The organism is Pseudomonas silesiensis (assembly GCF_001661075.1).
Lineage (GTDB): Bacteria > Pseudomonadota > Gammaproteobacteria > Pseudomonadales > Pseudomonadaceae > Aquipseudomonas > Aquipseudomonas silesiensis.
On the sequence record NZ_CP014870.1, the window covers coordinates 3,411,151 to 3,436,683 of the forward strand.

Annotated in this window: 19 protein-coding genes; 11 read left to right on the forward strand and 8 right to left on the reverse strand. The window is 62.0% G+C overall.

Translation table 11 applies throughout. The annotated features are described in order from the left end of the window. Positions 1-87 precede the first annotated feature (87 nt). On the forward strand, positions 88-798 hold the full coding sequence (locus PMA3_RS15155) for a hypothetical protein (protein ID WP_064677921.1): 711 nt from the start codon (positions 88-90) through the stop codon (positions 796-798). Between the two features lie 189 nt (positions 799-987). Here PMA3_RS15155 and PMA3_RS15160 read toward each other — a convergent pair whose 3' ends face one another. Beyond that, on the reverse strand, positions 988-5,889 hold the full coding sequence (locus tag PMA3_RS15160) for an NAD-glutamate dehydrogenase (RefSeq protein ID WP_064677922.1): 4,902 nt from the start codon (positions 5,887-5,889) through the stop codon (positions 988-990). A gap of 504 nt (positions 5,890-6,393) precedes the next feature. On the opposite strand from PMA3_RS15160, the gene PMA3_RS15165 reads away from it, so the two are divergent. From PMA3_RS15165 to PMA3_RS15195, 7 genes are all read left to right on the forward strand, one after another. Beyond that, positions 6,394-6,747 (forward strand): hypothetical protein, encoded by a 354-nt coding sequence (locus tag PMA3_RS15165; protein ID WP_064677923.1) that lies wholly within the window; start codon positions 6,394-6,396, stop codon positions 6,745-6,747. Positions 6,748-7,042: 295 nt separating this feature from the next. Beyond that, positions 7,043-8,002 carry an AAA family ATPase gene (locus PMA3_RS15170; protein ID WP_064677924.1) on the forward strand — a complete coding sequence of 320 codons (960 nt, stop codon included), beginning with the start codon at positions 7,043-7,045 and terminating at the stop codon, positions 8,000-8,002. A gap of 5 nt (positions 8,003-8,007) precedes the next feature. Then, complete coding sequence (locus tag PMA3_RS15175) at positions 8,008-8,952, forward strand: DUF58 domain-containing protein (protein WP_064677925.1); 945 nt, start codon at positions 8,008-8,010, stop codon at positions 8,950-8,952. Then, a complete protein-coding gene (locus tag PMA3_RS15180) occupies positions 8,949-9,443 on the forward strand; it encodes a DUF4381 domain-containing protein (protein ID WP_064677926.1) in 495 nt (164 codons plus the stop codon). The genes PMA3_RS15175 and PMA3_RS15180 overlap by 4 nt, the downstream gene beginning before the upstream one ends. Further along, entirely contained in the window at positions 9,436-10,515 is a 1,080-nt protein-coding gene (locus tag PMA3_RS15185) for a vWA domain-containing protein (RefSeq protein ID WP_064677927.1), read from the forward strand. The genes PMA3_RS15180 and PMA3_RS15185 overlap by 8 nt, the downstream gene beginning before the upstream one ends. Continuing rightward, positions 10,512-12,251, forward strand: coding sequence for a tetratricopeptide repeat protein (locus PMA3_RS15190; RefSeq protein WP_064677928.1), 1,740 nt, complete (start codon positions 10,512-10,514; stop codon positions 12,249-12,251). Before PMA3_RS15185 ends, PMA3_RS15190 begins: the two co-directional genes overlap by 4 nt. Beyond that, positions 12,248-13,882, forward strand: coding sequence for a BatD family protein (locus PMA3_RS15195; protein ID WP_064677929.1), 1,635 nt, complete (start codon positions 12,248-12,250; stop codon positions 13,880-13,882). The genes PMA3_RS15190 and PMA3_RS15195 overlap by 4 nt, the downstream gene beginning before the upstream one ends. A gap of 6 nt (positions 13,883-13,888) precedes the next feature. Here the strand turns inward: PMA3_RS15195 and PMA3_RS15200 are convergent, their stop codons facing one another. Next, positions 13,889-15,472, reverse strand: a complete 1,584-nt coding sequence (locus tag PMA3_RS15200) for an ABC-F family ATP-binding cassette domain-containing protein (protein WP_064677930.1) — start codon at positions 15,470-15,472, stop codon at positions 13,889-13,891. 198 nt (positions 15,473-15,670) lie between these two features. Here PMA3_RS15200 and PMA3_RS15205 point away from each other — a divergent pair, with 198 nt between their 5' ends. From PMA3_RS15205 to PMA3_RS15215, 3 genes are read left to right on the forward strand one after another with little or no spacing between them, the layout of a single operon-like run. Then, the gene (locus PMA3_RS15205; RefSeq protein WP_064677931.1) at positions 15,671-16,915 is read left to right on the forward strand and encodes an exonuclease SbcCD subunit D C-terminal domain-containing protein; all 1,245 of its coding nucleotides are present in this window, start codon (positions 15,671-15,673) and stop codon (positions 16,913-16,915) included. Beyond that, a complete protein-coding gene (locus tag PMA3_RS15210; RefSeq protein WP_064677932.1) occupies positions 16,912-20,553 on the forward strand; it encodes an AAA family ATPase in 3,642 nt (1,213 codons plus the stop codon). Before PMA3_RS15205 ends, PMA3_RS15210 begins: the two co-directional genes overlap by 4 nt. After that, positions 20,550-21,146 (forward strand): glutathione S-transferase, encoded by a 597-nt coding sequence (locus tag PMA3_RS15215; RefSeq protein WP_064677933.1) that lies wholly within the window; start codon positions 20,550-20,552, stop codon positions 21,144-21,146. Before PMA3_RS15210 ends, PMA3_RS15215 begins: the two co-directional genes overlap by 4 nt. Positions 21,147-21,253: 107 nt before the next feature. Here PMA3_RS15215 and PMA3_RS15220 read toward each other — a convergent pair whose 3' ends face one another. The 6 genes from PMA3_RS15220 to PMA3_RS15245 form a co-directional block, all read right to left on the reverse strand. Then, entirely contained in the window at positions 21,254-21,511 is a 258-nt protein-coding gene (locus PMA3_RS15220; RefSeq protein WP_064677934.1) for a hypothetical protein, read from the reverse strand. Continuing rightward, positions 21,508-21,720, reverse strand: coding sequence for a hypothetical protein (locus tag PMA3_RS15225; RefSeq protein WP_064677935.1), 213 nt, complete (start codon positions 21,718-21,720; stop codon positions 21,508-21,510). Before PMA3_RS15225 ends, PMA3_RS15220 begins: the two co-directional genes overlap by 4 nt. Before the next feature lie 325 nt (positions 21,721-22,045). After that, positions 22,046-22,225 (reverse strand): hypothetical protein, encoded by a 180-nt coding sequence (locus PMA3_RS15230; RefSeq protein WP_064677936.1) that lies wholly within the window; start codon positions 22,223-22,225, stop codon positions 22,046-22,048. Positions 22,226-22,380: 155 nt separating this feature from the next. Next, on the reverse strand, positions 22,381-23,550 hold the full coding sequence (locus PMA3_RS15235; RefSeq protein ID WP_064677937.1) for a lactonase family protein: 1,170 nt from the start codon (positions 23,548-23,550) through the stop codon (positions 22,381-22,383). Continuing rightward, positions 23,543-23,839 carry a DUF5629 family protein gene (locus PMA3_RS15240; protein WP_064677938.1) on the reverse strand — a complete coding sequence of 99 codons (297 nt, stop codon included), beginning with the start codon at positions 23,837-23,839 and terminating at the stop codon, positions 23,543-23,545. The genes PMA3_RS15235 and PMA3_RS15240 overlap by 8 nt, the downstream gene beginning before the upstream one ends. Before the next feature lie 111 nt (positions 23,840-23,950). Continuing rightward, the gene (locus PMA3_RS15245; protein ID WP_064677939.1) at positions 23,951-25,531 is read right to left on the reverse strand and encodes an aldehyde dehydrogenase (NADP(+)); all 1,581 of its coding nucleotides are present in this window, start codon (positions 25,529-25,531) and stop codon (positions 23,951-23,953) included. Positions 25,532-25,533 lie beyond the last annotated feature (2 nt).

Below are 25,533 nucleotides of genomic sequence, written 5' to 3' on the forward strand. Positions count from 1 at the left end.
AGCTGCGACAGGTTTAGTCTGGAATCACCGCCGTCCACTACGGCATCTAAAGCATTCCAACTCAAGTTGTTTCACTGGAGAAACACCATGAAACTTGCGCTTGCCAGCACCTTGACGATGACGATTCTTCTAACGGGCTGTTCGGTTCCCACTGCACCGAAAGCCGTTTCTCCCCTCGACAGTCTGTTCACCGAACCGGTCGGCCGCAGCAGTGCCACGAGTGTCGCCAGCGGCCACAACGTGTCCCTGGGCCTTGTCTACAGTCACAATACCCAGGCCAACCGCGCCTACCTTCAGCACTACCAGGCCAACGCCGGTACTGGTTTTGGTCAGAGTCTGCTGGTGCAGTCCATTCACGATGCCTATGTGGCCACCTCAAAACCGGACCTGGCCGTGGACTGGGTCAAGGCGTCCCTGCAACGTCAGTTCGGCTCGGTGACAGTGTATCCGGACCTGCAAAGCCTCAGGGCGGCGAAACCGGATGTTGTCGCCGTTGTCGATACTCGCAGCCAGTTGATGACGTCGCGCAGTTCCGACATCGAGGCGGATGTGCGTGCGATATTCTATGATTCGAACTTCAATTACATCGGCACTGCACAAGGGCATGATGCCAAGGCGCTTAGTCCGTTGTGGGCGGACTATAAACGCAGCGAGGAGATTGTTGCGGACATTAACGAACAACAGAATGTACAAGTGCGGGCATTGCAGAAGTTTGACCAGTCGCTCAGTAATTTATTGACCAGTCCGGCAGATAAAGTGTCGATGATCGATAATCAAACGGGCCGGAAGTTGTATTGAGGCAAATGGCCCCATCGCGGGCAAGCCTCGCTCCTACGGGTTTTTTGTCGTATTCATATATTGTGATCGACACTAACCTTGTAGGAGCGAGGCTTGCCCGCGAAGAGGCCCGCCCAGACACCCAAAAAACCTTTAGATGAAAAAAAACCCCGCATCTCTCAATGCGGGGCTTTTTCATTCAACGCCTGATCAGGCAGCCGGTTCCAGCACCTTGCTGGCCGGAGCAGCGGCAGGCACTACCGCTTGACCGCTCAACGCCAGGTCCAGCAGTTCGCGGTTGGCCACCGCGTACATGGCGTAGTCCGTGCCGCTGGCGGCACGCAGTTCCACCAACATGGCGCGCCAGCGCTCGACCATGCCTTCGTGCTGCTCCATCCACAGCTCCAGGCGTGTTTCCACGTCCTGGGAGCCATCGCCCTGTTGCAGGACCGAGATGGTGATCGCACGTTGTTGCCAGTCGACGTCATCACGGAACGCTTCACGGGCCAGGGCCTGCCAGTTGTTTTCAACCGGCAGCGCGCTGATCTGTTGCAGGTACCAGGTGATGTCCAGCGCACTGCCCACGGCGAAGTACGCCTTGGCGACGTCGGCGGCGTTCTGGCCCGTCACGTCGGACGCTTCGATGATCGGCAGCAAGGTGTACAGGTGAGTGGTGCCTGCAACCATGCGCGCCAGCAACTCAGGCACGCCAGCGGCGACGTAAGCCTGATAGCGGGTCTGCCAGCCGACCCGGGTCGGACCTTCCAGCAGTTCGTCGAGCTTGAGGCCCAAGGCTGCCAGATGTGGACCGAAGTGCGCGACGTCACGGGCAGCGTTCTGCTCGTTGCGACGGCTGCGCAGGAACCAGCGAGTAGCGCGACGGCCCAGGCGCATCAACTCATCCATCAGCTCCAGTTGTACGTCGGCGGAGACCTGATAATCCAGGGCTTCAATCTGACGGAACCAGTGCGGGAGGTGGAAGATGTCACGCACGATCACATAGGCACCGGCCACGTTCGCCGGGCTCATGCCGGTCGACTCCTTGAGTCGCTGCACGAAGGTGATGCCCATGTGGTTCACCAGATCGTTGGCGATCTGGGTGCTGACGATTTCACGCTTCAGGCGGTGACGGCGCATGGCGGCGGAGAACTTGCTCACCAGGCTTGGCGGGAAAGCGGTTTCCATGTCGCGCGTCAGGTAGTCGTCGTCCGGCACCAGGGAATTGAGCAGCGCTTCCTTGAGGTCGATCTTGCTGTAGGAGATCAGCACCGACAGTTCGGCACGGGTCAGGCCGTGGCCTTCGGCGATACGCTCGCTGATGGCTTCTTCAGACGGCAGGAACTCGATGGCGCGATCCAGCTTGCCGCGGCTTTCCAGATCGTTCATCAGGCGCTTGTATTCGGCAATCCGCACGTAGGCACGACGGGCCGCCAGGGACAGGGCCTGAGTCTGCTTGTAGTTGTTGCCAAGCACCAGGTTGCCGACTTCATCGGTCATGCTGCCGAGCAACTGGTTACGTTGCTTCTCGGTCATGTCACCGGCATGCACGACTTCGTTGAGCAGGATCTTGATGTTCACTTCGTGGTCGGAGCAGTCCACGCCACCGGCGTTGTCGATGAAGTCGGTGTTGGAACCGCCGCCATTGAGACCGAACTCGACGCGACCCAGTTGGGTCATGCCCAGGTTACCGCCCTCGCCCACCACTTTGCAGCGCAGTTCGTTGCCGTTCACGCGCAGTGCGTCGTTGGCCTTGTCGCCGACATCGGCGTGGCTTTCGCTGCTGGCCTTGACGTAGGTGCCGATGCCACCGTTCCACAACAGGTCCACCGGTGCCTTGAGCAAGGCATTTAGCAGCTCGGTCGGGGTCAGCTTGTCGGCCTGGATGTCGAAGCGTTCTTTCATCTGCGGGGAAATCGCGATGCTTTTCGCGCTACGGGAGAAGATCCCGCCACCTTCGGACATGATGCTGGTGTCGTAATCCGACCAGGCCGAACGCGGCAGGTCGAACAGGCGCTGACGCTCGGCGAAGCTGTTGGCCGGCTCCGGGTTCGGGTCGATGAAAATGTGCAGGTGGTTGAACGCGGCGACCAGTTGCAGCTTGTCGGACATCAGCAAGCCGTTACCGAACACGTCACCGGCCATGTCGCCGACACCCACTACGGTGATGCTGTCTTCCTGGACATTGATGCCGCGCTCACGGAAGTGGCGTTGTACGCCGACCCACGCGCCCTTGGCGGTGATGCCCATTTTCTTGTGGTCGTAACCGGCCGAACCGCCGGATGCAAAGGCATCGCCCAGCCAGAAGCCGTAGTCGATGGCGATGCCGTTGGCGATGTCGGAGAAAGTCGCAGTGCCTTTGTCTGCGGCGACGACCAGGTACGGGTCATCGTCGTCATGACGCACGACGTTGGCTGGCGGCACCAACGCGCCGTCCTTCAGGTTGTCGGTGATGTCCAGCAGGCCCGAAATGAAGATGCGGTAGCAGGCGATGCCCTCGGCCGCGATTTCGTCACGGCTGCCGCCCAATGGCAGGCGCCGCGGCAGGAAGCCGCCCTTGGCACCCACCGGCACGATGACCGAGTTTTTCACTTGCTGGGCTTTTACCAGGCCCAGCACTTCGGTGCGGTAGTCTTCTTCACGGTCGGACCAGCGCAGGCCACCGCGAGCGACGTTGCCGAAGCGCAGGTGCACGCCTTCGACGCGTGGCGAGTAAACGAAAATTTCGAACTTCGGAACCGGCTTCGGCAGCTCAGGGATCGAGTGCGGGTTGAATTTGAAGCTGAAGTACGACTTGTTCTGGCCCCGGGCATCGGTCTGGTAGAAGTTGGTGCGCAGGGTGGCCTTGATCAGGTCCAGGTAGCGACGCAGGATGCGGTCTTCGTTCAGTACCTGGACGTCGTCCAGAGCGCTCAGGATCGCGTGTTCCAGGCGTTGCTGCTTGTCTTCCAGGTCGTCGCTGGTGAGCTTGCGCGCCAGGTAGAAACGGGTCTTGAACAACCGGGTCAACTCGCGAGCGATGTCGGTGTGGTTGGTCAGGGTGCTGGCAATGTAGCCCAGGTCAAAGCCCAAGCGGATCTGCTTCATGTAGCGGGCGTAGGCGCGCAGCAGCGCCACGTCGCGCCACGGCAGGCCGGCGGTCAGTACCAGGCGGTTGAACGCATCGTTCTCGGCATCCCCGCGCACGATGTGGACGAACGCGTCCTGCAGGGTGTCGTTGAGCTGCTGGATGTCGAGTTCCAGGCCTTCGGCGGCGGTGAATGCGAAGTCATGGATCCAGAACTCGCGGCCATTGTTGTGACGCAGGCGATACGGGAACTCGCCCAGCACGCGCAGGCCGAGGTTTTCCAGGATCGGCAACACGTCCGACAGCGCCAGCGGTGTATCGGCGTGATACAGCTTGCAGTGCAGCATGCGTTGACCGGACACCTGGGCCAGTGGCTGATAGAAGCTCATCACCAGCGGATTTTTTTCGCTCAGGCTCAGCAGGTGCTGCATGTCGACCACCGCCGAGTGGGCGGCGAAACGCTCGCGATAACCGGCCGGGAAGCCTTTCGGGAAGTCGGCCAGCACATTGGTGCCGTGGGCTTCGCCGAAGCTTTCGATGACCAGCGTGGCGTAGTCGTCCTGCCAGCTGCGGCAGGCTTGCACCACTTCCTTTTCCAGCTGGACCGGGTCGATGTCCAGGCGGTTCTTCGGATCGACGCGCAGAATCAACTGCACACGGGCCAGCACCGATTCGGAGAAGAAGGTCCAGAACTCGCAATCCGAGGCTTTCAGGCGATCCATCAGCACTTGCTGGATCTTCTGCCGCACTTCGGTGGAGTAGATGTCACGCGGCACGTAGGCCAGGCAGTAGCAGAAACGACCGTACGGGTCTTTGCGCAGGAAGACGCGGATCTTGTTGCGTTCCTGGATCTGCACGATCGACATCACGGTGCTGAACAGCTCGTCCACCGGGGTCTGGAACAGATCGTCGCGGGGCAGCACTTCCACCACCTGCGCGAGTTCCTTGCCCAGGTGGGCCTTGGCCTGGAAGCCGGAGCGACGTTCGATTTCCTCGACCTTGCGGCGGATGTACGGGATGACCCGAACGCTCTCGCCATACACCGCCGAGGTGTACAGGCCCATGAAACGGCATTCCTTGATGACCTTGCCGTCGGCATCGATTTCACGGATCGACACATAGTCCGGGTAAGCCGGGCGGTGCACGCGGCTCGGGTGCGCGGCCTTGGCGAACGACAGCAGGGCCGGTTCGCGCAGGTAGTTCACGGCGTAGTCTTCGATGCGCAGGTCTTCGTAGGTCAGGCCGGTGCGCAGCAGCTTGGTCAGGCCGAGGAAGGAATCCTGGTCATAGACGATGTGGCCGCCGTCGGCTTCATCGCGGACCACGAACTCTTCATAGCCAAGGAAGGTGAAGTGGTTGCCCACCAGCCATTCCAGGAAGCTTTTGATTTCGGCTTTTTCTTCAGGGTCGACAGCGAACCGGCTGTTGTCCAGGCCGGTGAGGATTTCCTGGACCTTGGCCTTCATCGGCTCGAAATCGGCGACCGCGACGCGCACTTCGCCAAGCACCTGTTCCAGCTCTTTGCTCAGGACATTGAGCTCGGCCGAATTGGCGCAGCGGTCGATTTCCAGGTACATCAGGGATTCTTGCAGGATCCCTTCGCCCTGGGTGCCCTTCGGCAGGATTTCCAGCAACTCGCCCTTGCTGCCGCGACGCACGCTCAGCACAGTGGTTTGCAAGGTATGGATGCTGTAGCCGCGGCGGTTCAGCTCGGTACGCACCGAGTCGACCAGGAACGGCAGGTCGTGGTGCAGCACTTCGACCGCGGTGTGGGTCGACTGCCAGCCGTGGCGTTCGTAATCGGGGTTGTAGACGCGCACTTGCGGGTGCGCGTGATCGAAGCGCTCAAGCAGGCGCCACGCGGAAAGGGTGCAGCCGGCGAGGTCGGACAACCGACGCTGGGTCAGCTCGTCCAGGGAAATGATGCCGAAGAATTGTTCAGCGAACAGCGCCACTTGTGGCAGTGCCTGTTCACTGATGTGCTGCGCCAGTGCCGCTTGCAGTTGGTGCTGGAAGTCGGCTTTGCTGGCTGCGGTGAAGAACGCCATCTGTGGTACTCCGCTTGGGCTTGTTATTGATGGAAGCGTCGCGTGCAAAACCCCTTTCGGGGCGATCCGTCACCCTGTTCCTGATTCTCGGGCAGAGGAAACAGGATGACAGGTGGGTGAAGCTGGACGAGACACTCAGGTCACATTCACCTTCCATGAATGGGCATCTGCAAAAACGACTCTGCGGTCAAATGCACAATGTCTTTACAGGTATCCATTCGATGCGCAGCTTAACCAGTGCGGCAAGGCCCGTGCTTGCGGTGCTGCGACATATTCGGTCATCGGTACGCAGTGCGTGACCGATGCATCGAACAACACTAGCAGGCGCACAGGAAACCGGGCGTTATATGCCCGGTTTTGCGGCACCGGCGTACCAGAAATGACCAGTAACACTCTGGATGTCCACGACACATGTTCTGACACTCAGCCGAGCAGAAATTCCCGGGGGCTGGCAGAATTGCTTTTTTGTTGCATTCACAACGCTCGCCGAGCCAGGATTTTCCCATGCAAATGACCACCGCCCTCTTGATCGTCAACCCGTGTGATGAGGAGGAAGACGACATGGCCATGCTCGCCTGCCACAGTGACCAGGGTGAAATGTTCCTGATGACCCGCTACCCGGACGAAGACGAGCTGGAAATCACCCTCGACGGCGAACCTTCCACCCTGGACGGCGTGAAAGTCACGCTCGGCCCTACCCGCCTGCTGATCGAAATCGCGGCGGCGGATGCCGATGCGTTGAATGGGGATGATTCGCTGGAGATCATTCACGGCACGGATGCGGGGGATCTGGCTGAGGTGGAAGAAACCTTGCAGAACATTCTCAAGGGGACCGGGACCTATATCAGCGAGCTGTAGTTTTCGGCGTCTTTGCCGACGCATTCGCGAGCAGGCTCGCTCCCACAGTGGAATTGTGACGGGTGCAATATTTGTATCCGCTGGAGATCCCTTGTGGGAGCGAGCCTGCTCGCGAAGGGGCCCTACGGTTCGCCACCCTACCCCCGCCCTGCAAAATTACAACGATTTCGCCCATCAATTCCCGCACTTTGCGCAAATGCCGTTAGTCGCCACCCCCCGCGATGCTTTAAAGTAACGCCCCCAGCCCTGGCGTTACCGGAACGTCTGCGGTCACCCTTTCCAGGAACAGTCATCGATGGAACATCGTGAAGCGCTGCTAGCGCTGCGAACCTTTCTTTCAACGCAGATTCTCGGCCAGGAAAAACTCATCGAGCGCTTGCTCATCGCCTTGCTTGCCGACGGCCACATGCTGGTCGAGGGCGCGCCGGGCCTGGCCAAGACCAAGGCCATCAAAGAACTCGCCGAAGGCATCGAAGCCCAGTTCCATCGCATCCAGTTCACCCCCGACCTGTTGCCGGCCGACATCACCGGCACGGAAATCTATCGCCCTGAGACCGGCAGTTTCGTGTTCCAGCAAGGGCCGATCTTCCACAACCTGGTGCTGGCGGACGAAATCAACCGTGCCCCGGCCAAGGTCCAGTCGGCACTGCTCGAAGCCATGGGCGAGCGGCAGGTCAGTGTCGGGCGCAGCACCTATGATCTGTCGCCCTTGTTCCTGGTGATGGCCACGCAAAACCCGATCGAGCAGGAAGGCACCTATCCGCTACCCGAAGCGCAGCTGGACCGTTTCCTGATGCACGTGAAAATCGGCTTTCCGGACGCGGCGGTCGAGCGCCGCATCCTGCAACAGGCCCGTGGCGAAGCCTTGAACGGCGAAACCAAGCCGGAGCGACGGGTCAGCCAGCAGGCGATTTTCGCCGCACGCAAGGAGATTCTCGGCCTGTACATGGCCGACGCCGTGGAGGAATACCTGGTGCAACTGGTCATGGCCACGCGCACCCCGGCCAAGTTCGACCCGGAGATGGCTGAATGGATCGCCTATGGCGCCAGCCCTCGGGGCTCGATTGCCCTTGACCGTTGCGCCCGGGCCCACGCCTGGCTGGCCGGACGGGATTTCGTCAGCCCCGAAGACATTCAAGCCGTGCTGTTCGACGTCTTGCGTCACCGCATCATTCTTTCCTTTGAGGCCGAAGCCGCCGGTATCGACCAGGACCGGGTGGTCCAGCGGATTCTCGACGTCGTAGCCGTCGCTTGACCCCGATGACCACCCTCCTGCCGTCCGAACCGGGCATCCGTGTCAGCCTCGCCGAGCTGATCGAGATGCGCCATCGAGTGCGTGAAGTGCAACTGTTCTCCACGCCGAGCCAGCGCAGCCCGCTGATCGGCCTGCACCATTCGAAACTGCGTGGCCGAGGGGTCGATTTCGACCAGGTGCGGGTCTATCAGGCCGGCGACGACGTGCGCAGCATCGATTGGCGCGTCACCGCCCGTACTCAGGAACCTCACACCAAACTGTTCCACGAAGAACGCGAGCGCCCGATTTTCATCATGGTCGAGCAAAGTTGCCGGCTGTTTTTCGGTTCGGGGCTGATGTTCAAATCGGTACTCGCCGCCCAGGCCGCGAGTCTGATTGGTTGGGCGGCGCTGGGCCATAACGACCGGGTCGGCGGCCTGGTATTCGGCGACAACGAACATTACGAGATCAAGCCACGGCGCAGCAAGCAAAGCCTGCTGCAGTTGCTCAACCGCCTGGTGCGGGTCAATCAGTCGTTGCACACCGAAACCGAGCCGGACCGCGACGCGTTCAACATTGCCCTGCGCCGCGCCCGGGAAGTCCTGCGCCCTGGCAGCCTGGTGATCGTGATCTGCGACGAGCGTGCCCTCACCGAGGGCGCCGAACAGCAGCTGAGTCTGTTGTCGCGTCATTGCGACCTGTTGTTGCTGCCGGTGTCCGATCCGCTTGATCATGCCCTGCCCGCCGCCGGACTATTGCGCTTCGCGGAACGGGGGGCGCAACTGGAACTCGACACCCTCAACTACGAGCTGCGCCAGACCTACCGCGCCCAGGCCGAGGCACGCGTCGCGCGCTGGGAATTGCTGGCACAGAAACTGCGGGTTTTGCTGATGCCGTTAAGCACCCAGAGCGAGATGGTCGAACAACTGCGTGAATACTTGAACCCAGAACGTCCGGGGAAAAGCCGATGAGCAGCCTCGAGCAACTGCAACCGCTGATTTCGCCGCCACCGATCGAATTCTGGCCACCGGCGCCGGGCTGGTGGTTATTGCTGCTTTTACTGCCGGCGTTCGGTTTCGGCCTCTGGCAGTTGCGACGCTTGCTTCCCGACAAGCGTCCCATCGTGCGCGCCGAACAACCGCTGGACCCGGTACGCATCGCGGCCCTGGCCGAGCTCGCACAGATGCCCAAACCCTACGACGGCGCGCCGGCCGGTGCCTGGCTGCAGCAGCTCAACGGGTTGCTCAAGCGCCTGTGCCGCAACCACTACCCCTACAGCCAGAGCCACACCCTGAACGGGCGCAAATGGCTGGCTTTTCTCGACAACCGCTGCCCGGCTGCGGGGTTGACCCGTTGGATGGTGCTGGTTGAAGGCGCTTACAAACCGGAATGCAAGCTCGACGACAAGGCCATCGCCGGCTTGACTCAAGCCATCGATACCTGGATTCGCAAGCATGTTTGAATTCGCCTGGCCGTTGATGTTCGCCCTGCTGCCGCTGCCCTGGCTGTTGCGCCTGGTGCTGCCGGTGGCGGACAGTGGCGAGCCGGCGCTCAAGGTCAGCTTCCTCAGCGACCTCGAAGGCTTGGCCCGGCGCCGCGCCCGGGCCAACCTGCCGGCCTGGCGCCAACAAGCACCGTTCATTCTCCTGTGGTTGTTGTTGCTGATCGCCGCGGCGCGCCCGCAATGGCTCGGCGAGCCGTTGCCGATTGCCGCCAGCGGTCGCGACCTGCTGGTCGCGGTGGATGTGTCCGGCTCCATGGACTTCCCCGACATGCGCTGGCAGAACGATGAGGTCAGCCGTCTCGTATTAGTCCAGCATCTGCTCGGCGACTTCCTCGAACGTCGCGAAGGCGACCGGGTCGGTCTGATCCTGTTTGGCAGCCAGGCCTACGTGCAGGCACCGCTGACCTTTGACCGGCGCACCGTGAGGGTCTGGCTCGACGAAGCGCGAATCGGCATCGCCGGCAAGAACACCGCGATCGGCGATGCCATTGGCCTGGCCCTGAAGCGGCTGCGCATGCGCCCGGCGCAAAGTCGCGTACTGATTCTGGTCACCGACGGCGCCAATAACGGCGGCGAAATCGACCCGCTGACGGCGGCGCGGCTAGCGGCCACCGAAGGGGTGAAAATCTATACCATCGGCATCGGTGCCGTTCCGGAGGACAGTGGCACCCTCGGTTTTCTCGGGATCAACCCGAGCCTGGACCTCGACGAGCCGTCCTTGAAAGCCATCGCCGAAGCCACAGGCGGGCAGTACTTCCGCGCCCGTGATGGCCAGGAGCTGCAGGCGATCAAGGACACGCTCGACACACTCGAGTCGGTGACACAACAACCCACCCAGGCGCGCCCGGCCCAGGCCTTGTATCACTGGCCGCTGGCAGTGGCGTTGCTGCTGAGCATGCTGCTGGTGGTGCGCGAGCTGTGGCCCGACAACCCCTTGCAGCGCCTGTTTACCAAGGATCTGTTCTTGCAATCGCAACTGCCCGACTGGCGCCGGCGGCTCAACCGCCTGCGTCTGCGGAGACGCCGATGAGTGCGCTCTGGCCCTTCTGGTTCCGCCCCTGGTGGCTGCTGCTGTTGCCGCTGCTCGGCTGGCTGCTGTGGCAACTCTGGCACCGGCAGAAACGTGCCGGACGCTGGCAGATGATTCTGCCGCCGGCCTTTCATGCGGCCTTGCTCAGTGGTGGCGGCGGTCGTGACAGCAAACTGCCCTGGGTCGCCTTGGGCGTGGCGTGGGTACTGACCGTACTGGCGCTGCTGGGACCGGGTTGGGAACGTGTCGAGCAAGCCAGTCAGAAGCCGGCCGATCCGCTGGTGGTGATCCTGGAACTGACCCCGGAAATGCTCGCCACCGACGTGACGCCGAACCGCCTGGAACAGGCGCGGCGCAAGCTGTTCGACCTGCTGCAAAGCCGCAGCGATGCCCAGACAGCCATTGTTGTCTACGCCGGCAGCGCCCACACCTTGGTGCCGCTGTCGGATGACCTGTCCACCAGCCGCAATCTGCTGGAGGCGCTCAAGCCGTCGCTGATGCCCCTGGCCGGCCATCGCGCCGATCTGGCGGTGGTCAAGGCCCTCGCCCTGCTGAATCAGGGCGCCCTGGGCAATGGCCGGATCCTGCTCATCGGTTCGACCCTGACCGAACAGGAACGTCAAGGGATCCTTCAGGCGCTCGATGGCAAATCGACACAGTTCCTGATGCTCGGCATCGGCACCGCCGAAGGAGCGCCGATCACGCAGGAGGACGGCAGTTTCCTCAAGGACGATCAGGGCGCGATCCTGGTGCCGCATCTGGACGAGCCCGGCCTGAAAGCCTTCGCCAGTGCGCTGGACGGGCGCTATCGCCACGCGCGCCTGGACGATGCCGATCTGCGTGCGTTAGGCCTGCTCGACAGCCCGCGCACCCTGATCAATGACGGCCAGACCGTGCGCCTCGACAGCTGGGCCGATCAGGGTTACTGGCTATTGTTGCCGCTGTTGCTGCTGGCGGCCTGCGCCGGTCGCCGCGGCTGGCTGTTCTGCTTGCCGCTGCTGTTGCTGCTGCCGCAACCCGGCTACGCCTTCGACTTCGAAGACCTGTGGCTGCGGCCGGATCAGCAGGGTATGCGATTGCTCAACCAGAAGCGCCCGGCCGTGGCCGCAGAGCATTTCACCGACCTGCAATGGCAGGGTGTGGCGCTGTATGAGGCCGGCGACTACAGTGGCGCCGCTCAGCGGTTCGCCGCAGGCAACGACGCCCACGCCCACTACAATCGTGGCAATGCCCTGGCCAGGAGCGGTGAGCTGGAAGCAGCGCTGGACGCTTACGAGCAGGCGTTGGAACGTCAGCCGGATTTACGCCCGGCGTTGACGAACAAAGCCTTGGTGGAAAATCTGATCAAGCAGAAAAACACCCCGCCGCCTGTTAAACCGGAGCAAAACCCGGCCGACGAACACCAGTCCAGCCCACAAGAACCACCGCCCGGCGCGGCCACTCAACCATCGGGCGACGGCGCCCCGCAAACCGACGCCCAACAGGCTACGGCGGACACCGGGAAGCCGTCGGCAACGCCGCCGAAATCAGGTACCAACGAAGTCCCCGGCAGTGAGCTGGGGGATGAGCAACACACCAGGCCGCCCCTGCGCCCCGCCACTGCCAGCATCGACGGCGAACAGCGTCAGGCGTTGGAGCAATGGTTGCGCAAGATCCCGGATGACCCGGGCGAATTGCTCAGGCGCAAATTCTGGTACGAACAGCAACAACATCAGGATCAGGGAAAAACTCGATGACCCGCTTCACCCTCTCCAGGTTCGCCCTGTTGCCCGCCTTGTTGCTCTGCACCGCTCAGGCGCAGGCTGCGGAGTTGGTCGCCAGTGTGGATCGCAGTCGCCTGAATTCCGGCGAGACGGTCGAACTGACCCTGGAAACCACTGACGTGACGCAGTTCGGCAAGCCTGACCTGACGCCGCTGGAACCACTGTTCGAAGTACGCGGCACCCGTCAGGTCAACCAGTTGAACACGCTTAACGGCGACAACGGTGCCACCACCCGATGGATCATCACCCTGCTGCCGCGGCAGACCGGCAGCGTGGAGATTGCGTCGCTGCAACTGGGTGAGGCGCAGAGCCAGCCGATCACCCTGCAAGTGATCCAGAGCGACACCCGGGACAGCAGCCACCAACGGGCCCCGGTGTTCATCGACGCCAGCCTCGATCAAAACAGCGTGTACGTACAAGCCCAGGCGATTCTGACCCTGCGGATCTACCATTCGGTATCGCTGTACGACGACAGCAGCCTGCCGCCCTTGCAGATCGCCGATGCACGCATCGAGCAACTGGGCGAGTCGCGCACCTATGAGAAAGACATCAACGGCCTGCGCCACGGCGTGATCGAAATGCGCTACGCGATTTACCCGCAACAAAGCGGTGAATTGATCATTCCGGCGCAGATCTTCAATGCCGCCCTGGTGGATGCCACTTCCCAGGTACCGAAATCCGGCAAGCTGATGCGCGTCAGCTCCTCCGAGATCATGCTCACTGTGAAGGCCAAACCGAGCGCTTACCCGGCCGATGTGCCCTGGTTGCCGGCTCGAAGCCTGAGCCTGAGCGAAAGCTGGAACCCGCAACCGGACAACGCGCAGGTGGGCGATTCCCTGACCCGCCGCCTGACCGTGAAGGCCGAGGGCCTGGCCAGTTCGCAATTGCCGCCGTTGCCCGCCACCGATGTCAACGGCTTGCGGCGCTACCCGGATCAACCGGTGCTGGCCAACCAGAACAGCGAGCGCGGCCTGATCGGCAGTCGCGAAGACCGCGAGGCCCTGGTGCCGACCCGCAGTGGAGCCATCGAGCTGCCCGGGGTGGAAGTGACCTGGTGGAACACGTTCGAGGATCACCTGGAACACAGCAGCCTGCCGGCCCAGACCCTGCAGGTGGCGAACAATCCGAGCCTGATGGTCGACACGGCTGCCGGCGCACCCACCGCCATTTCCGCCGTCACCGGCGAAACCCTCTGGCGCTGGAAACTCAGCACCCTGATCCTGGCCTGCACCACCCTCCTGGGCTTCGGTCTCTGGTGGCGCGCCCGCTGGCAACCGGCGATCCTGCGATCCGCGCAGACCGGCCCGAGCCCGCGCTCGGTGCTCGACGAACTCAAGCGTGCCTGTCAGGCCAACTCCCCCCACGCCACTCGCCAGGCCCTCGACGCCTGGGCCCGACAACAACCGGAAACCCTGGCCGACATGGCCGCTCGCTTCGTACCACTGTCTAACGCCCTCGACGGGCTCAACGGCGCGCTCTACAGCGAAACCGGCCAGTATTGGCAAGGCGAGGACCTGTGGCGGGCAATCAAGGCGATCCCGATTGCCGATCGGGTGCATGACCCGGTGGGCGACAGCGGGTTGCCGCCGCTTTATCCGAAGTGACAGCCGCTAGTTGCTGAGATGGAATTCGGCATCCAGATGAATGGCCTGTAAAAAAGCGCTGTCATGGGACACCACGATCAATGCCCCTTGGTACTGGTTCAGCATCTGTTCCAGCGCGATTCTGCTGGGCAGATCCAGATGGTTATCCGGTTCGTCCAGCAACAGCAATTGGGGCGGCCGTTGCGCATACAGCTGCGCAGCCATGGCTACTTTCAGACGTTCGCCTCCGCTTAACTGACAGGTCTTGAGCATCGCACGATCCGCATCAATCCCCATCTGGGCCAAGCGGGTTCGCGCCTCGGCCTCGGGCAACTGGGGATTGCTCTCGTAGAGCCATTGCACCGCCGTGCGTTCGGGGTACTGCAAGCCGGCGTGCTGATCCAGCCAGCCGACCTGGCAACTGCGTATGAGCTCGCCTTCGGGCACCGGCAGCTGGCCGGCGATGACCTGCAACAGGGTCGATTTGCCGCTGCCGTTGGCACCTCGTATCGCCATGCGCATGGGTCCCGTCAGCGTCAGGTTGATGGGCGACGCGTGACCGAACGGCAGCACGACGTCGTTGAGCTGCACTATCAGCTTACCATTGGGCACCGCACTTTCCGGGGACAGCATCATGCGTTGAATGTCCGGCGCACACCGCGCCCAGGCCTCGGTTATACGTTGTTGTTGCTGCTCCCGAGCCAGTTGTTGATTGAGGCGCAGTTTCCCCTGGCTGTTTTCACTTCGTTCTTTCTGGGCATTGGTGATCAGTTTGGTCTGATTGCCGTCGCGCGCCTGACGGTCTCCGCGCGCATTGCGCCGTTGCTGACGCTCCATCTGCACGACCATCACACGTTGTTCGCGCCTCGCTTGTGCCCGCTCCCCTTGCAGTGCCGACTGGAACGCCTGCTGCTCCAGCTCGCGCGCCGCCGCATACTGACTGTAGTTGCCGCCATAGGCCGCCAGCCCCAACGGCGACAGCTCGACGATTTCATTCACGTGCTCAAGAAGACCCCGGTCGTGGCTGATCACCACCAGGCCGTTGGGCCAGCGCTCGATCTGCTGCGCGAGTTTGTGTTGCTGCTCAATATCCAGATGGTTGCTGGGCTCATCCAGAATGAGCCAGTCAGCCCTGGACAACCACGCCCCCAGCAGCGCCACCCGCTGCCGTTCGCCGCCACTGAGGGTGTCGGTGCGTGAGTCGGCATTCAAATGGCCCAGGCCGATTTTCTCCAGCTCGGCGTGAAGGCGTGCGGCGCAATCCCATTGATCGACCGCCAGCGAATGGTCGTCATCGTCGATGCTGCCTTGGGCAATGCGATCCAGTGCCGCGAGGACAGGCTCGACACCAGCCAACGCGGCAACGCTGGGATAGCGCTCGGGTTCCAGTAACTGCGCCACGGCGTAAATCTGCCCTTCGCGACGGACGATGCCGCTGGTGGGCGGTTGCTCCCCCGTCAGGAGCCGGCCAAGCAAGGACTTGCCACAGCCATTGGCGCCGACGATTCCCGTGGCCCCGGTACTGAAGGTGTGGTTCAAGTGATCGAACAGAACGCGCCCGTCGGGCAGGTTGAACGACACTTGATCCAGTTGAAGTAATTGTTGAGTCATGACGCTCCCTTAAATATTCAAACTCCCTGATGGTGCGCAACAGCACCCGCCTCGCCCCCCCGGACTGTTTACCCTACCGCGACCTCACACTACTTTTCAAAGCGTTCAACATCCCCGGTCTTTTGCCATTAAACTCTCTCCCCTTTCGCCGCCATCATTTTCCTCGCGGCCATTACCTTATTTCCTACGGAGTACGCCTTGCGTCTGTTCCACACCTCCGACTGGCACCTTGGACAAAACCTGCACGGCCAGGACCGCGATTTCGAGCACGGTTGTTTCCTCGAGTGGCTGCTGCGCCAACTCAAGCTGGACCAGCCCGATGTGCTGTTGATCGCCGGCGATATCTTTGACACGGTCAACCCGCCGGTCAAAGCCCAGGAACGCCTCTACGATTTCATCGTCAGCGCCCACGAGCAGCAGCCCAAGCTGACCATCGTGATGATTGCCGGCAACCACGATTCCGGCTCGCGCATCGAGCTGCCCGCGCCGTTGATGCGCCGTTTGCGCACCCATGCCCTGGGGCGGGTGCTGTGGCTGGACGATGGTCAACTCGACGCCGAGCGGTTGCTGCTGCCATTACCCAATGCCAAGGGCAAGACCGTCGCCTGGTGCCTGGCGCTGCCGTTCCTGCGCCCGGCCGAAGTCACCGGCGCGCATCTGGGCGAGAACTACCTGCGCGGTATCGGCCAGGTTCACGAATGGCTGATCGAAGCCGCCAACGTCAAGCGCAAACCTGGCCAGGCGCTGATCGCCATCAGTCACGCGCACATGGCGGGCGGTTCGGTGTCGGAAGACTCCGAGCGCAGCCTGATTATCGGCAATGCCGAAGCGCTGCCCGCCAGCCTGTTCGGGCCGAGCATCAGCTACGTCGCCCTCGGGCATCTGCACAAGCCGCAGAAGGTCAACGGTGAAGAGCGCATACGCTACAGCGGTTCGCCGATTCCGCTGTCGTTTTCCGAGATCGGTTATCAGCATCAGATTCTCGACGTCCTGCTGGAGGGCGACAGCCTGGTCAGCGTCGAACCGAAGCTGATTCCCCGCGCGGTGAATCTGCAGCGCATTGGGCCGGCGCCGTTGGCCGAGATTCTGCTGCAACTGGCCGACTTGCCGAATATCGACTTGCTGGCCGACATTCAGCGCCAGCCCTGGCTGGAAGTCCGGGTGCGCCTGGATGAGCCGCAACCCGACCTGCGCCATCAAGTCGAAAGCGCCCTGCAAGGCAAAGCCGTGCGCCTGGTGCGCATCGCCGCAGAATACGCCGGCAACGGCGGCCGCGATGGGGTCGATGACGGCACGACGCTGGTCGAACTGGACCAGCTCACACCTCAGGAATTGTTCAGCCGCGCGTGGCAGGACAGCTATGGCAGCGAGGTCGATGAACAAACGCTGAAGGACTTTGCAGAGTTGTTGCAGGACGTGCAGATGGAGACCGAACAACCATGAAGATCCTTGCGATCCGCCTGAAGAACCTCGCCTCGCTGGCCGGTCCGTTTGAGATCGACTTCACCGCTGAACCGCTGGCCAGTGCCGGTCTGTTCGCGATTACCGGTCCCACCGGCGCGGGTAAAAGCACCTTGCTCGATGCCTTGTGCCTGGCGTTGTTCGGTGCCGTGCCGCGCTTGAGCAATGCACAGACGTCGGCGAAGGCGCCGGACGCCGATGGCGAAATCGGCACAGGCGACCCGCGCACCCTGCTGCGTCGCGGCACCGGTGAGGGTTATGCCGAAGTGGATTTCGTCGGCATTGACGGCCGACGTTACCGTGCACGCTGGGAAGCCAATCGCGCGCGGGAAAAGGCCGGCGGCAAACTGCAGGCCAGTCGCCAAAGCTTGCGCGACATCGATCAGGATCAGCTGCTGGCCAGCCAGAAGGTCGAATTCAAAATCCAGCTCGAAGCGGTGCTGGGCTTGAACTTCGAGCAATTCACCCGGGCGGTGCTACTCGCTCAAAGCGAGTTCAGTGCCTTCCTCAAGGCGAACGACAACGAACGCAGCGAGCTCCTGGAGAAACTCACCGATACCGCGCTCTACACCCGTCTGGGTCGCCGCGCCTTCGACAAAACCAAGGAAGCCCGCGAAACCCACAAGCTGCTGCAGGACCAGGCCACCGGCGTCACGCCGCTGGCGCCGCAAGCCAGGGCGGAGCTGGATGAGCGATTCAACCAGGCGCAACAGCAACTCAAGACGCAACAGGCGCAACTCAAACAGCTTGAGTTGCAACACACTTGGCTCAAGGACCTGCGCCAGTTGCAGGACGCGCAACACAGCGCGACCGAGCAACTGGCTGGCGCCCAACAGCATTGGCACGGTCTGGCTGGCGAACGGCTGAAATTGAGTCGGCTGGAACACTTGGCGCCGCAACGGCACCAGTTCGCGCGCAAGGCCGAACTCAGCGCCCAGCTCACGCCGCTGGCCGCGCAGATTGAACAGCACACCCGCCAGCAAGCCGAGCTGAGCGAACGTCAGGCGCAACTCGAGCTCAGCCTGGCTGCGGCGCAGACCGAGCTGATCGAAGCCCAACGCCAGCACAGTGCCAGCGCGCCGCTACTGCGCCAGGCGTTTGAAGAGCAAAGCACCCTCGCCCGCCTGGACAAGGATGCCGCTCAGCGTGCCGAGCTCCAGCAACAGGCGGAACTTGCCTGCACTCAAGGGCAACAACGGATACAGGGCTTGCTTGAGCAACAACAACAAGTGGCTGCACGTCTGCAGCGAATCGCCGGGGAGCTTGAACAAAGCAGCCATCTGGCACCGCTGAGCGAGGCCTGGAATGCCTGGCGCGACCGTCTGCAGCAGCTGATGCTGGTGGGCAATCGTCTGAACAAGGGCCAGGCCGAACTGGCCGAACTGGAGCAGAGCGCCACCCGCGCCGCCGAGCAACTGGCGGCGCAAAAGCAGCACCTGGAAGTACTGTACAAGGAAGCCGGCGCCGAGCCGGAAGCCGTGGCGGAACAGATCCAGCTGCTGGGCAACCTGCTGCAGGACAACCGCAAACAATTGCGCGCATTTGAAGAGCTGACACGACTGTGGGCCAGCCAGCAAGAACTCGACAAGCGTGCCGCCGAGCTGCAACAGCGCCAGTCGACCGCGCAGCAAGAACGCGAGCGCCTGACCCAGGACGGCGTGAACACCAAAAACCAGCTGACGGTCGCCGAACAGACCCTGACCATCACCCGTGAACTGCTGGAACGCCAACGTCTGGCCCGCAGTGCCAGCGTCGAAGAATTGCGCGAGCAGCTGCAGGACGATCAGCCTTGCCCGGTGTGCGGCAGCCCTGATCATCCCTACCATCAGCCTGAAGCCTTATTGCAAAGTCTCGGTCGGCACGATGAAAGTGAACAGGCCAACGCCCAGAAAGCGGTCGACCTGCTCAAGGAAAAACTCACCGACCTGCGCGCTGAAGTCGGCGGGCTGATCGCTCAGCAAAGGGAATTTCTGCAACAGCAGGAGCACCTCACCGCGCAGCAACAGAGCCTGACGCCAAGCCTCCAGGCGCATCCGCTCGCAGCGACGTTGCTGGCTCAGGACGCGCTCAAGCGCGATGCCTGGCTGGCCCAGCAAAATAGTCAGTTGAATCAAAGCATCAGCCAGGACGAACAGCGCCAATCCGCCCTGCTCACCCTGCAACAGGATGCCGCGCGCCTACAACAGCAGTTGCGCAGCGCCGAAGCGGCGAGCCAGCAGGCAACCCAGCACCTGAATCATCAACAACAGGCGTTGAGCAGTGATCGCCAGCGTCTGGACGAAGAGCTGACGGCGTTCAGCACCCTGCTCCCGCCTGCAACGCTGGAAGCCTTGCGCAATGAACCCGCTGCGACCTTCATCCAGCTTGATCAACAGATTGCCCAACGCCTGGAGCAGCTCGATCAGCAGCGCGACGAACTCGGCGAACAGCAACTACGCCAGCAGACGCTGGAAAAAGAGCAAGATCGCCAACTGACCCGCGTCCAGCAACTGGACACCGCGCAGCAGCAATTCACGGTCATCAAAGAGCAACAACAGACTTGCCAGCAGAAACTGGCGCAATTGCTCGGCCAACACACGAGCGCCGAGCAGTGGCAGCAGCAACTCGACCAGGCGGTGGAACAGGCGCGCACTGGCGAAGCAACGGCCAGCCAGCAACTGCAAAGCGTGCGCACGGCACTGGTGCAACTGGCCGCCGAACTCAAGGCGCAGCAGCAACGCTTGCTCGCACTGGAAACAGAAGATCGCGATTTGAGCGCCAGGATCGCCGACTGGCGCGCCTTGCATCCGGAACTGGATGATGGCGGCCTGGAAAACCTGCTGGGCGTCGACGACCAGCAGGTCAACGAACTGCGCCAGCAATTACAACAAAGCGAAAAAGCCATCGAGCAGGCCAAGGTGCTGCTGCATGAGCGCGATCAACGGCTGCTCGATCATCAGGCTCAGCACAACGGCAACCTCGACGCCGGGGAACTGGTCACGGCACTTGCCGAACTGCAACAACTGTCGGCCGCCAGCGAACACCAGTGCGCCGAACTGCGAGCCGAACAGGCCGAGGATCAGCGTCGACAGCACGCCAATCAGGCCCTGGCGCAGCAGATCGCCGACGCCTACACCGAGTATCAGCGCTGGGCACGCTTGAATGCACTGATCGGCTCGGCCACCGGCGACACCTTCCGCAAGATCGCCCAGGCCTACAACCTCGACCTGCTGGTGCACCATGCCAACGTTCAATTGCGCCAGCTGGTGCGGCGCTATCGCCTGAAACGCGGCGGCAGCATGTTGGGATTGCTGGTGATGGACACCGAGATGGGTGACGAACTGCGTTCGGTGCATTCGCTGTCGGGCGGCGAGACGTTCCTGGTCTCGCTGGCACTGGCATTGGGCCTGGCATCGATGGCCTCGAGCACGCTGAAAATCGAATCGCTGTTCATCGATGAAGGCTTTGGCAGTCTCGATCCGGAATCCCTGCAACTGGCCATGGACGCCCTCGACGGCTTGCAGGCCCAGGGGCGCAAGGTCGCAGTGATTTCCCACGTCCAGGAAATGCACGAGCGCATTCCGGTGCAGATTCAGGTCCGCCGCCAGGGTAACGGCCTGAGTACCCTGGAGGTGAAATGAATACCCTGTATTCGTTCCGCCGCTGCCCCTACGCCATGCGGGCGCGCATGGCCCTGCGCTATTGCGGGGTTGCCGTGAACATTGTCGAGGTCAGCCTGAAGGCCAAACCCGCCGAGATGCTCGCGTTGTCGAGCAAAGGCACGGTGCCGGTGCTGAGCGCTGGCGGTCAGGTGATCGATGAAAGCCTGGACATCATGCGCTGGGCTTTGGCACAGAACGACCCGCAGGATTGGTTGCTCAAGGATGATCCTGTTGGGCAGCGATGCATCGCCGAGCTGATCGAAGAAAACGATCAGGTGTTCAAGCTGCAGCTCAATCGCTACAAATACGCCGAGCGTTATCCCGAGCAGCCGATGGAGGTCTATCGCGCCGAGGGTGAAGTGTTTTTGCGCAGGCTGGATGAGTTGCTGCAATCGCGTGAGTATTTGCTGACGAACCATCCCAGTCTGGCGGATGTGGCGCTGTTGCCGTTCGTGCGGCAATTCGCCCATGTCGATCGGGAGTGGTTTGGGCAGACGCCCTACTTGCGTTTGCAGGCCTGGTTGCAGCGGTTTCTAGAGTCGGACCTGTTCACATCAATAATGAAGAAGTAACCCATCCCCTGTAGGAGCGAGGCTTGCCCGCGAAGAGGCCATCAAGACCGCCAAAAGCTTCGCGGGCAAGCCTCGCTCCTACGGGGAATAGGTTGCGTCTGGACCATTCAGGCCAGTACCGAACACATCTCAATCGCCGAGCAATCCACGTGAAAGGGTCCGAAAAATCCTTCCTGGCGCTTGATCGGCGGGTTGCCCGCCAGCAGACCCAGGGCTGTGGCAGTCTCGATGTTGCGTGCAAGGTTGTGATTGGCTTCGATGGCCCGCGCCACCGACCCCGCCGAGGCATGTCCGATCCCCAGCAGGGATGAACCATTGGTCATGAACGCCAGGAAGGCGATGACCCAAAGTCTGTACCCTTTCATGCGCCGGCGATCCCCGCGATCTGAGCCTGATCGACCGCCGCGTTTTGCGCACGGTGTTCAAACTGGATGCCGGGATGAGCGACTTGAATCGGCGCTTCAAAGGTTTGACGCGACTGAGGAGAAAGGCTGAACACCAGGACCATGGCCAGGTAGAGACCGATCGCCACATAGGCGCCGCGTTTGGCAGAAGTGAGGATTGTGCTGGCCATGATGTTCTCCGCAGGCATGTTTCGATGCCCACAGAATCAATCAAAAAAGTCGTGACAACCACTCAGGCCTATCCATAGTAAACATCAGCTTCGTTGATCATTAAGCCCGTCTATCCCGGTCTTCAATAAAACCTATCAAGCGTCCGCGCGCAGCGCTGCAGCGCTTGTTCATGGGCTGGGCAGGCAAAGGAATGGGGAGGGAGAAATGGACAATGATGCGGCGTAAACGCGTTATGCAGGAGCGACATCACTTCATGGCCTTTCGACCCGGGCGGTCGAGCGGCAAGTGATTTCGCTCCTGCATAAAGTGTGCAGGGTTCAGCTTTCAGTGTTGGCTTTTGTGGTCCAGGGCGGCGTAGAAATTGGCGCTCTGCTGCAGGTATTTCTGGGTGTAGCTCTGGGCGTGGGATTTTTTGTCGCTGATTTCAACGCTGGCGCTGACTGGCAGCGCCACGGTGGCGGAGATGGCGGATGCGGCGATCACGGAGAAGAGATTGAAGTTCATGGCGGTAGTCCTCGAAGTCAGTTGGCTTGCTTGCCCGGAGGGGCCGTGGAGCAAACTTAACCTTCGAGGTTGGCGCCTTGAAATCTTTTGTAGCAGTAGCAGATATCAGCGTCATTAATACAAGGGTGCAGGCCCCATCAACCAGGGCCTGCGGCCTATTGACGCACCAGGAACTTGAGATCGCTCGGGGCATCCATTGGCAATTTCTGCACGGTTTTGCCCAGCAGGCCGGTCTTGGCATCGCGCTCGACGACGACAATCTGGTTGCTTTTCTGGTTAGCGATCAACAGGAACTTGCCGCTCGGATCGAGGCTGAACTCGCGCGGATGATCACCTTCCACGGAGCGGCGCTGCAGCTCCTTGAGGTGGCCCGACGCTGGATCGATGGCGAACACCAGTACCTGATTGGCCGTGCCTCGGTTGCTGACGTAGAGGAACTTGTCATCGGCCGAAGCATGCAGTGCCGCTGCGGCCTTGTCCGACACTGGCTGACCCGCCGCCAGGTCGACCATTTGCGTCTGTTCCAGCTGACCGTCGCGGTAGTCGAACACCGCCACCTGGGCGCTCATTTCCATGGTCAGCCACGCGTGTTTGCCATCGGCGCTGAACAGCAGGTGCCGTGGTCCGCTGCCGGGTGGCAACTGAACCGCGGCCGGTTTGGCCCCGATTAACGGGAGGTCCGGATTGGCCTTGGGGTCGAAGCGATAGACAAAAATCCGGTCCGCCCCCAGGTCATTGGAAAACACGTAGCGCCCGTCCGGCGCTGAAACCGTCGAATGCACATGGGCCGACATCTGCCGCTCGGGATTGACCCGGCTCGAAGGATGACTGCTCATTTGCACCACGGGCTGGAGCTTGCCGTCGGCCCCCACCGGCAACACCGCCAGGGTGCCGCCGGGATCTTCGACCACCGAGTAGTTGCTGACAAACAGGTGACTGCCCTCTGCGCTGAGGCTCGAATGCGTCGGCTCGTTGCCCAGGCTCTGCACCTGATTGATCAGGCTCAGCTCATGGGTTTTGGGATCGATCGCATAACTGCTGACGCGCCCTACCGGATCAGCCTGCCCCGGGCCGTTTTCGTTGACCACGAACAATCGGCGCTGATCCCTGGACAGGGTCAGCCATGACGGGTTTTCGCTGTTGACCACTTGCAAGGGACTGGCGTCGATCTGCCCGGTTGAACTGTCGAACTTCAGCCGGTAAATCCCTTGGCTCTGGCCGGCGGTGTAAGAACCGACCAACAGCTGATATTCCTCAGCCGTCGCCGTCTGCACGCCCATCGCGCCAACACTGCCTGCGATCAACAGTGGCCAGAGATTACGCATCCTCATTCGTTTCGTCCTCATCGTCGCCACCGCCGAACGCTTCCATCGGCAACAGCCGGTGCTCGCCGGAATCACCGGTGATGATCCAGCTCTTCAAATCCGGGTCGAACGTTGCCGCCGCGATCTGCGCCTTGCTGAACTCCCAGCGTTTGAGCGCCCTGCCGTCCATGCATTCGATGTGCAGGTTGTCGTCCTCATCGAGGGAGAAATCGAAGGCGTGCAGCCCGTCGATTTCCAGCATGTCGCAGTGTTCGAGGGCGTCGAGCAAGGTGTCGGTTGAGGCAGTCATGGCAGTCGATCTCTGGGCAAAGACGCAATGATAGCGCAATGTGGGGGCAGGCCTGCGCCGACCCAAAAACTCCCACACAACACCGCCCCCTGTAGGGTTTGTGCTTGGCCGTTAGAGGGCGTCGCGGGTTGGTTGACCGTCCACCAGGCGCTGAATGCGCAGCGGATTGGCATTCTTCAACGCCTGCGGCAGCAAGCTGTCCGGGTAGTTCTGGAAACACACCGGCCGCAGGAAGCGATCGATCGCCAAGGTGCCCACCGACGTCCCGCGCGCATCCGATGTCGCTGGATACGGCCCGCCATGGACCATCGAATCGCAGACTTCCACGCCAGTCGGGTAGCCGTTGAGCAGGATCCGTCCGACCTTTTGTTCCAGCAACGCCGTCAGCTCGCCGAACTGCTCGAAGTCCGTCGGTTCGCCAATGATGGTCGCCGTCAACTGACCGTGCAGACCGTTCAACGCGGCGCTGAGTTGCGCCTGGTCCGCGACTTCGACGAACACCGTAGTCGGCCCGAACACTTCCTCTTGCAGCACTTCATCGCCATCGAGCAACAGACTGATATCGGCCTTGAACAGCTGGGGCTGGGCATGATTGCCCTGTTGCGGGCTGCCGGCCAGGTGTTCGATGCGCGGATGCGCGAGGAGTTTTTGCAGGCCCTTGCCATAGCTGCTCAAGGTGCCGGCGTTGAGCATGGTCTGCGCCGGCTGATCATTTATCAACCCTGCCACTTGCTGCACGAAGGCGCTGAACTGCGGCGAACGAACCCCGATCACCAGTCCCGGATTGGTGCAGAACTGGCCACAGCCTTGCACCACTGAAGCGCTCAGGTCACGGGCCACGCTTTCAGCACGCGCTACCAGGGCCTGGGGCAGCACGATCACCGGGTTGATGCTCGACATTTCGGCGAACACCGGGATCGGCTGTGGACGGGCGGCGGCCATGTCGCACAACGCCCGCCCCCCCTTGAGCGAGCCGGTGAAACCCACCGCCTGGATCGCCGGGTGCTTGACCAGCGCTTCGCCGACACCGCTGCCGTAGATCATGTTGAACACGCCAGCCGGCATCGCGGTTTTGTCTGCGGCGCGCAGGATGGCATCGGCGACCCATTCAGCCGTCGCCATGTGCCCGCTATGGGCCTTGAACACCACGGGGCAGCCGGCTGCCAATGCCGACGCCGTGTCACCGCCGGCCGTGGAAAAGGCCAAGGGAAAATTGCTCGCGCCAAACACTGCCACCGGTCCCAGGCCGATCCGGTACTGGCGCAGGTCGGGACGTGGCAACGGCTTGCGTTCCGGCAAGGCCCGGTCGATGCGGGCACCATAGAAATCACCGCGCCGCAGCACTTTGGCGAACAGGCGCATCTGGCCGCTGGTCCGACCGCGCTCGCCCTGAATCCGTGCGGCCGGCAACGCGGTTTCCCGGCAGACCACGGCGACGAACTCATCGCCCAGGGCGTCGAGTTCATCCGCTACGGCATCAAGAAACTGCGCCCGACGCTCGGCACTCAGGCTGCGGTATGCCGGATAAGCGGCGGCGGCAGCCTTGGCGGCGGCGTCGACTTCTTCCGGGGTGGCCTGGTAGAAATCATGGGGCAAGGCTTCGCCGGTGCTGGCGTCGACGCTTTTAACGATGACAGTGCCGCCAGCACGGCGCTGGCCGCCGATGTAGTTGTGGCCAAGAATCCGGGTCATGT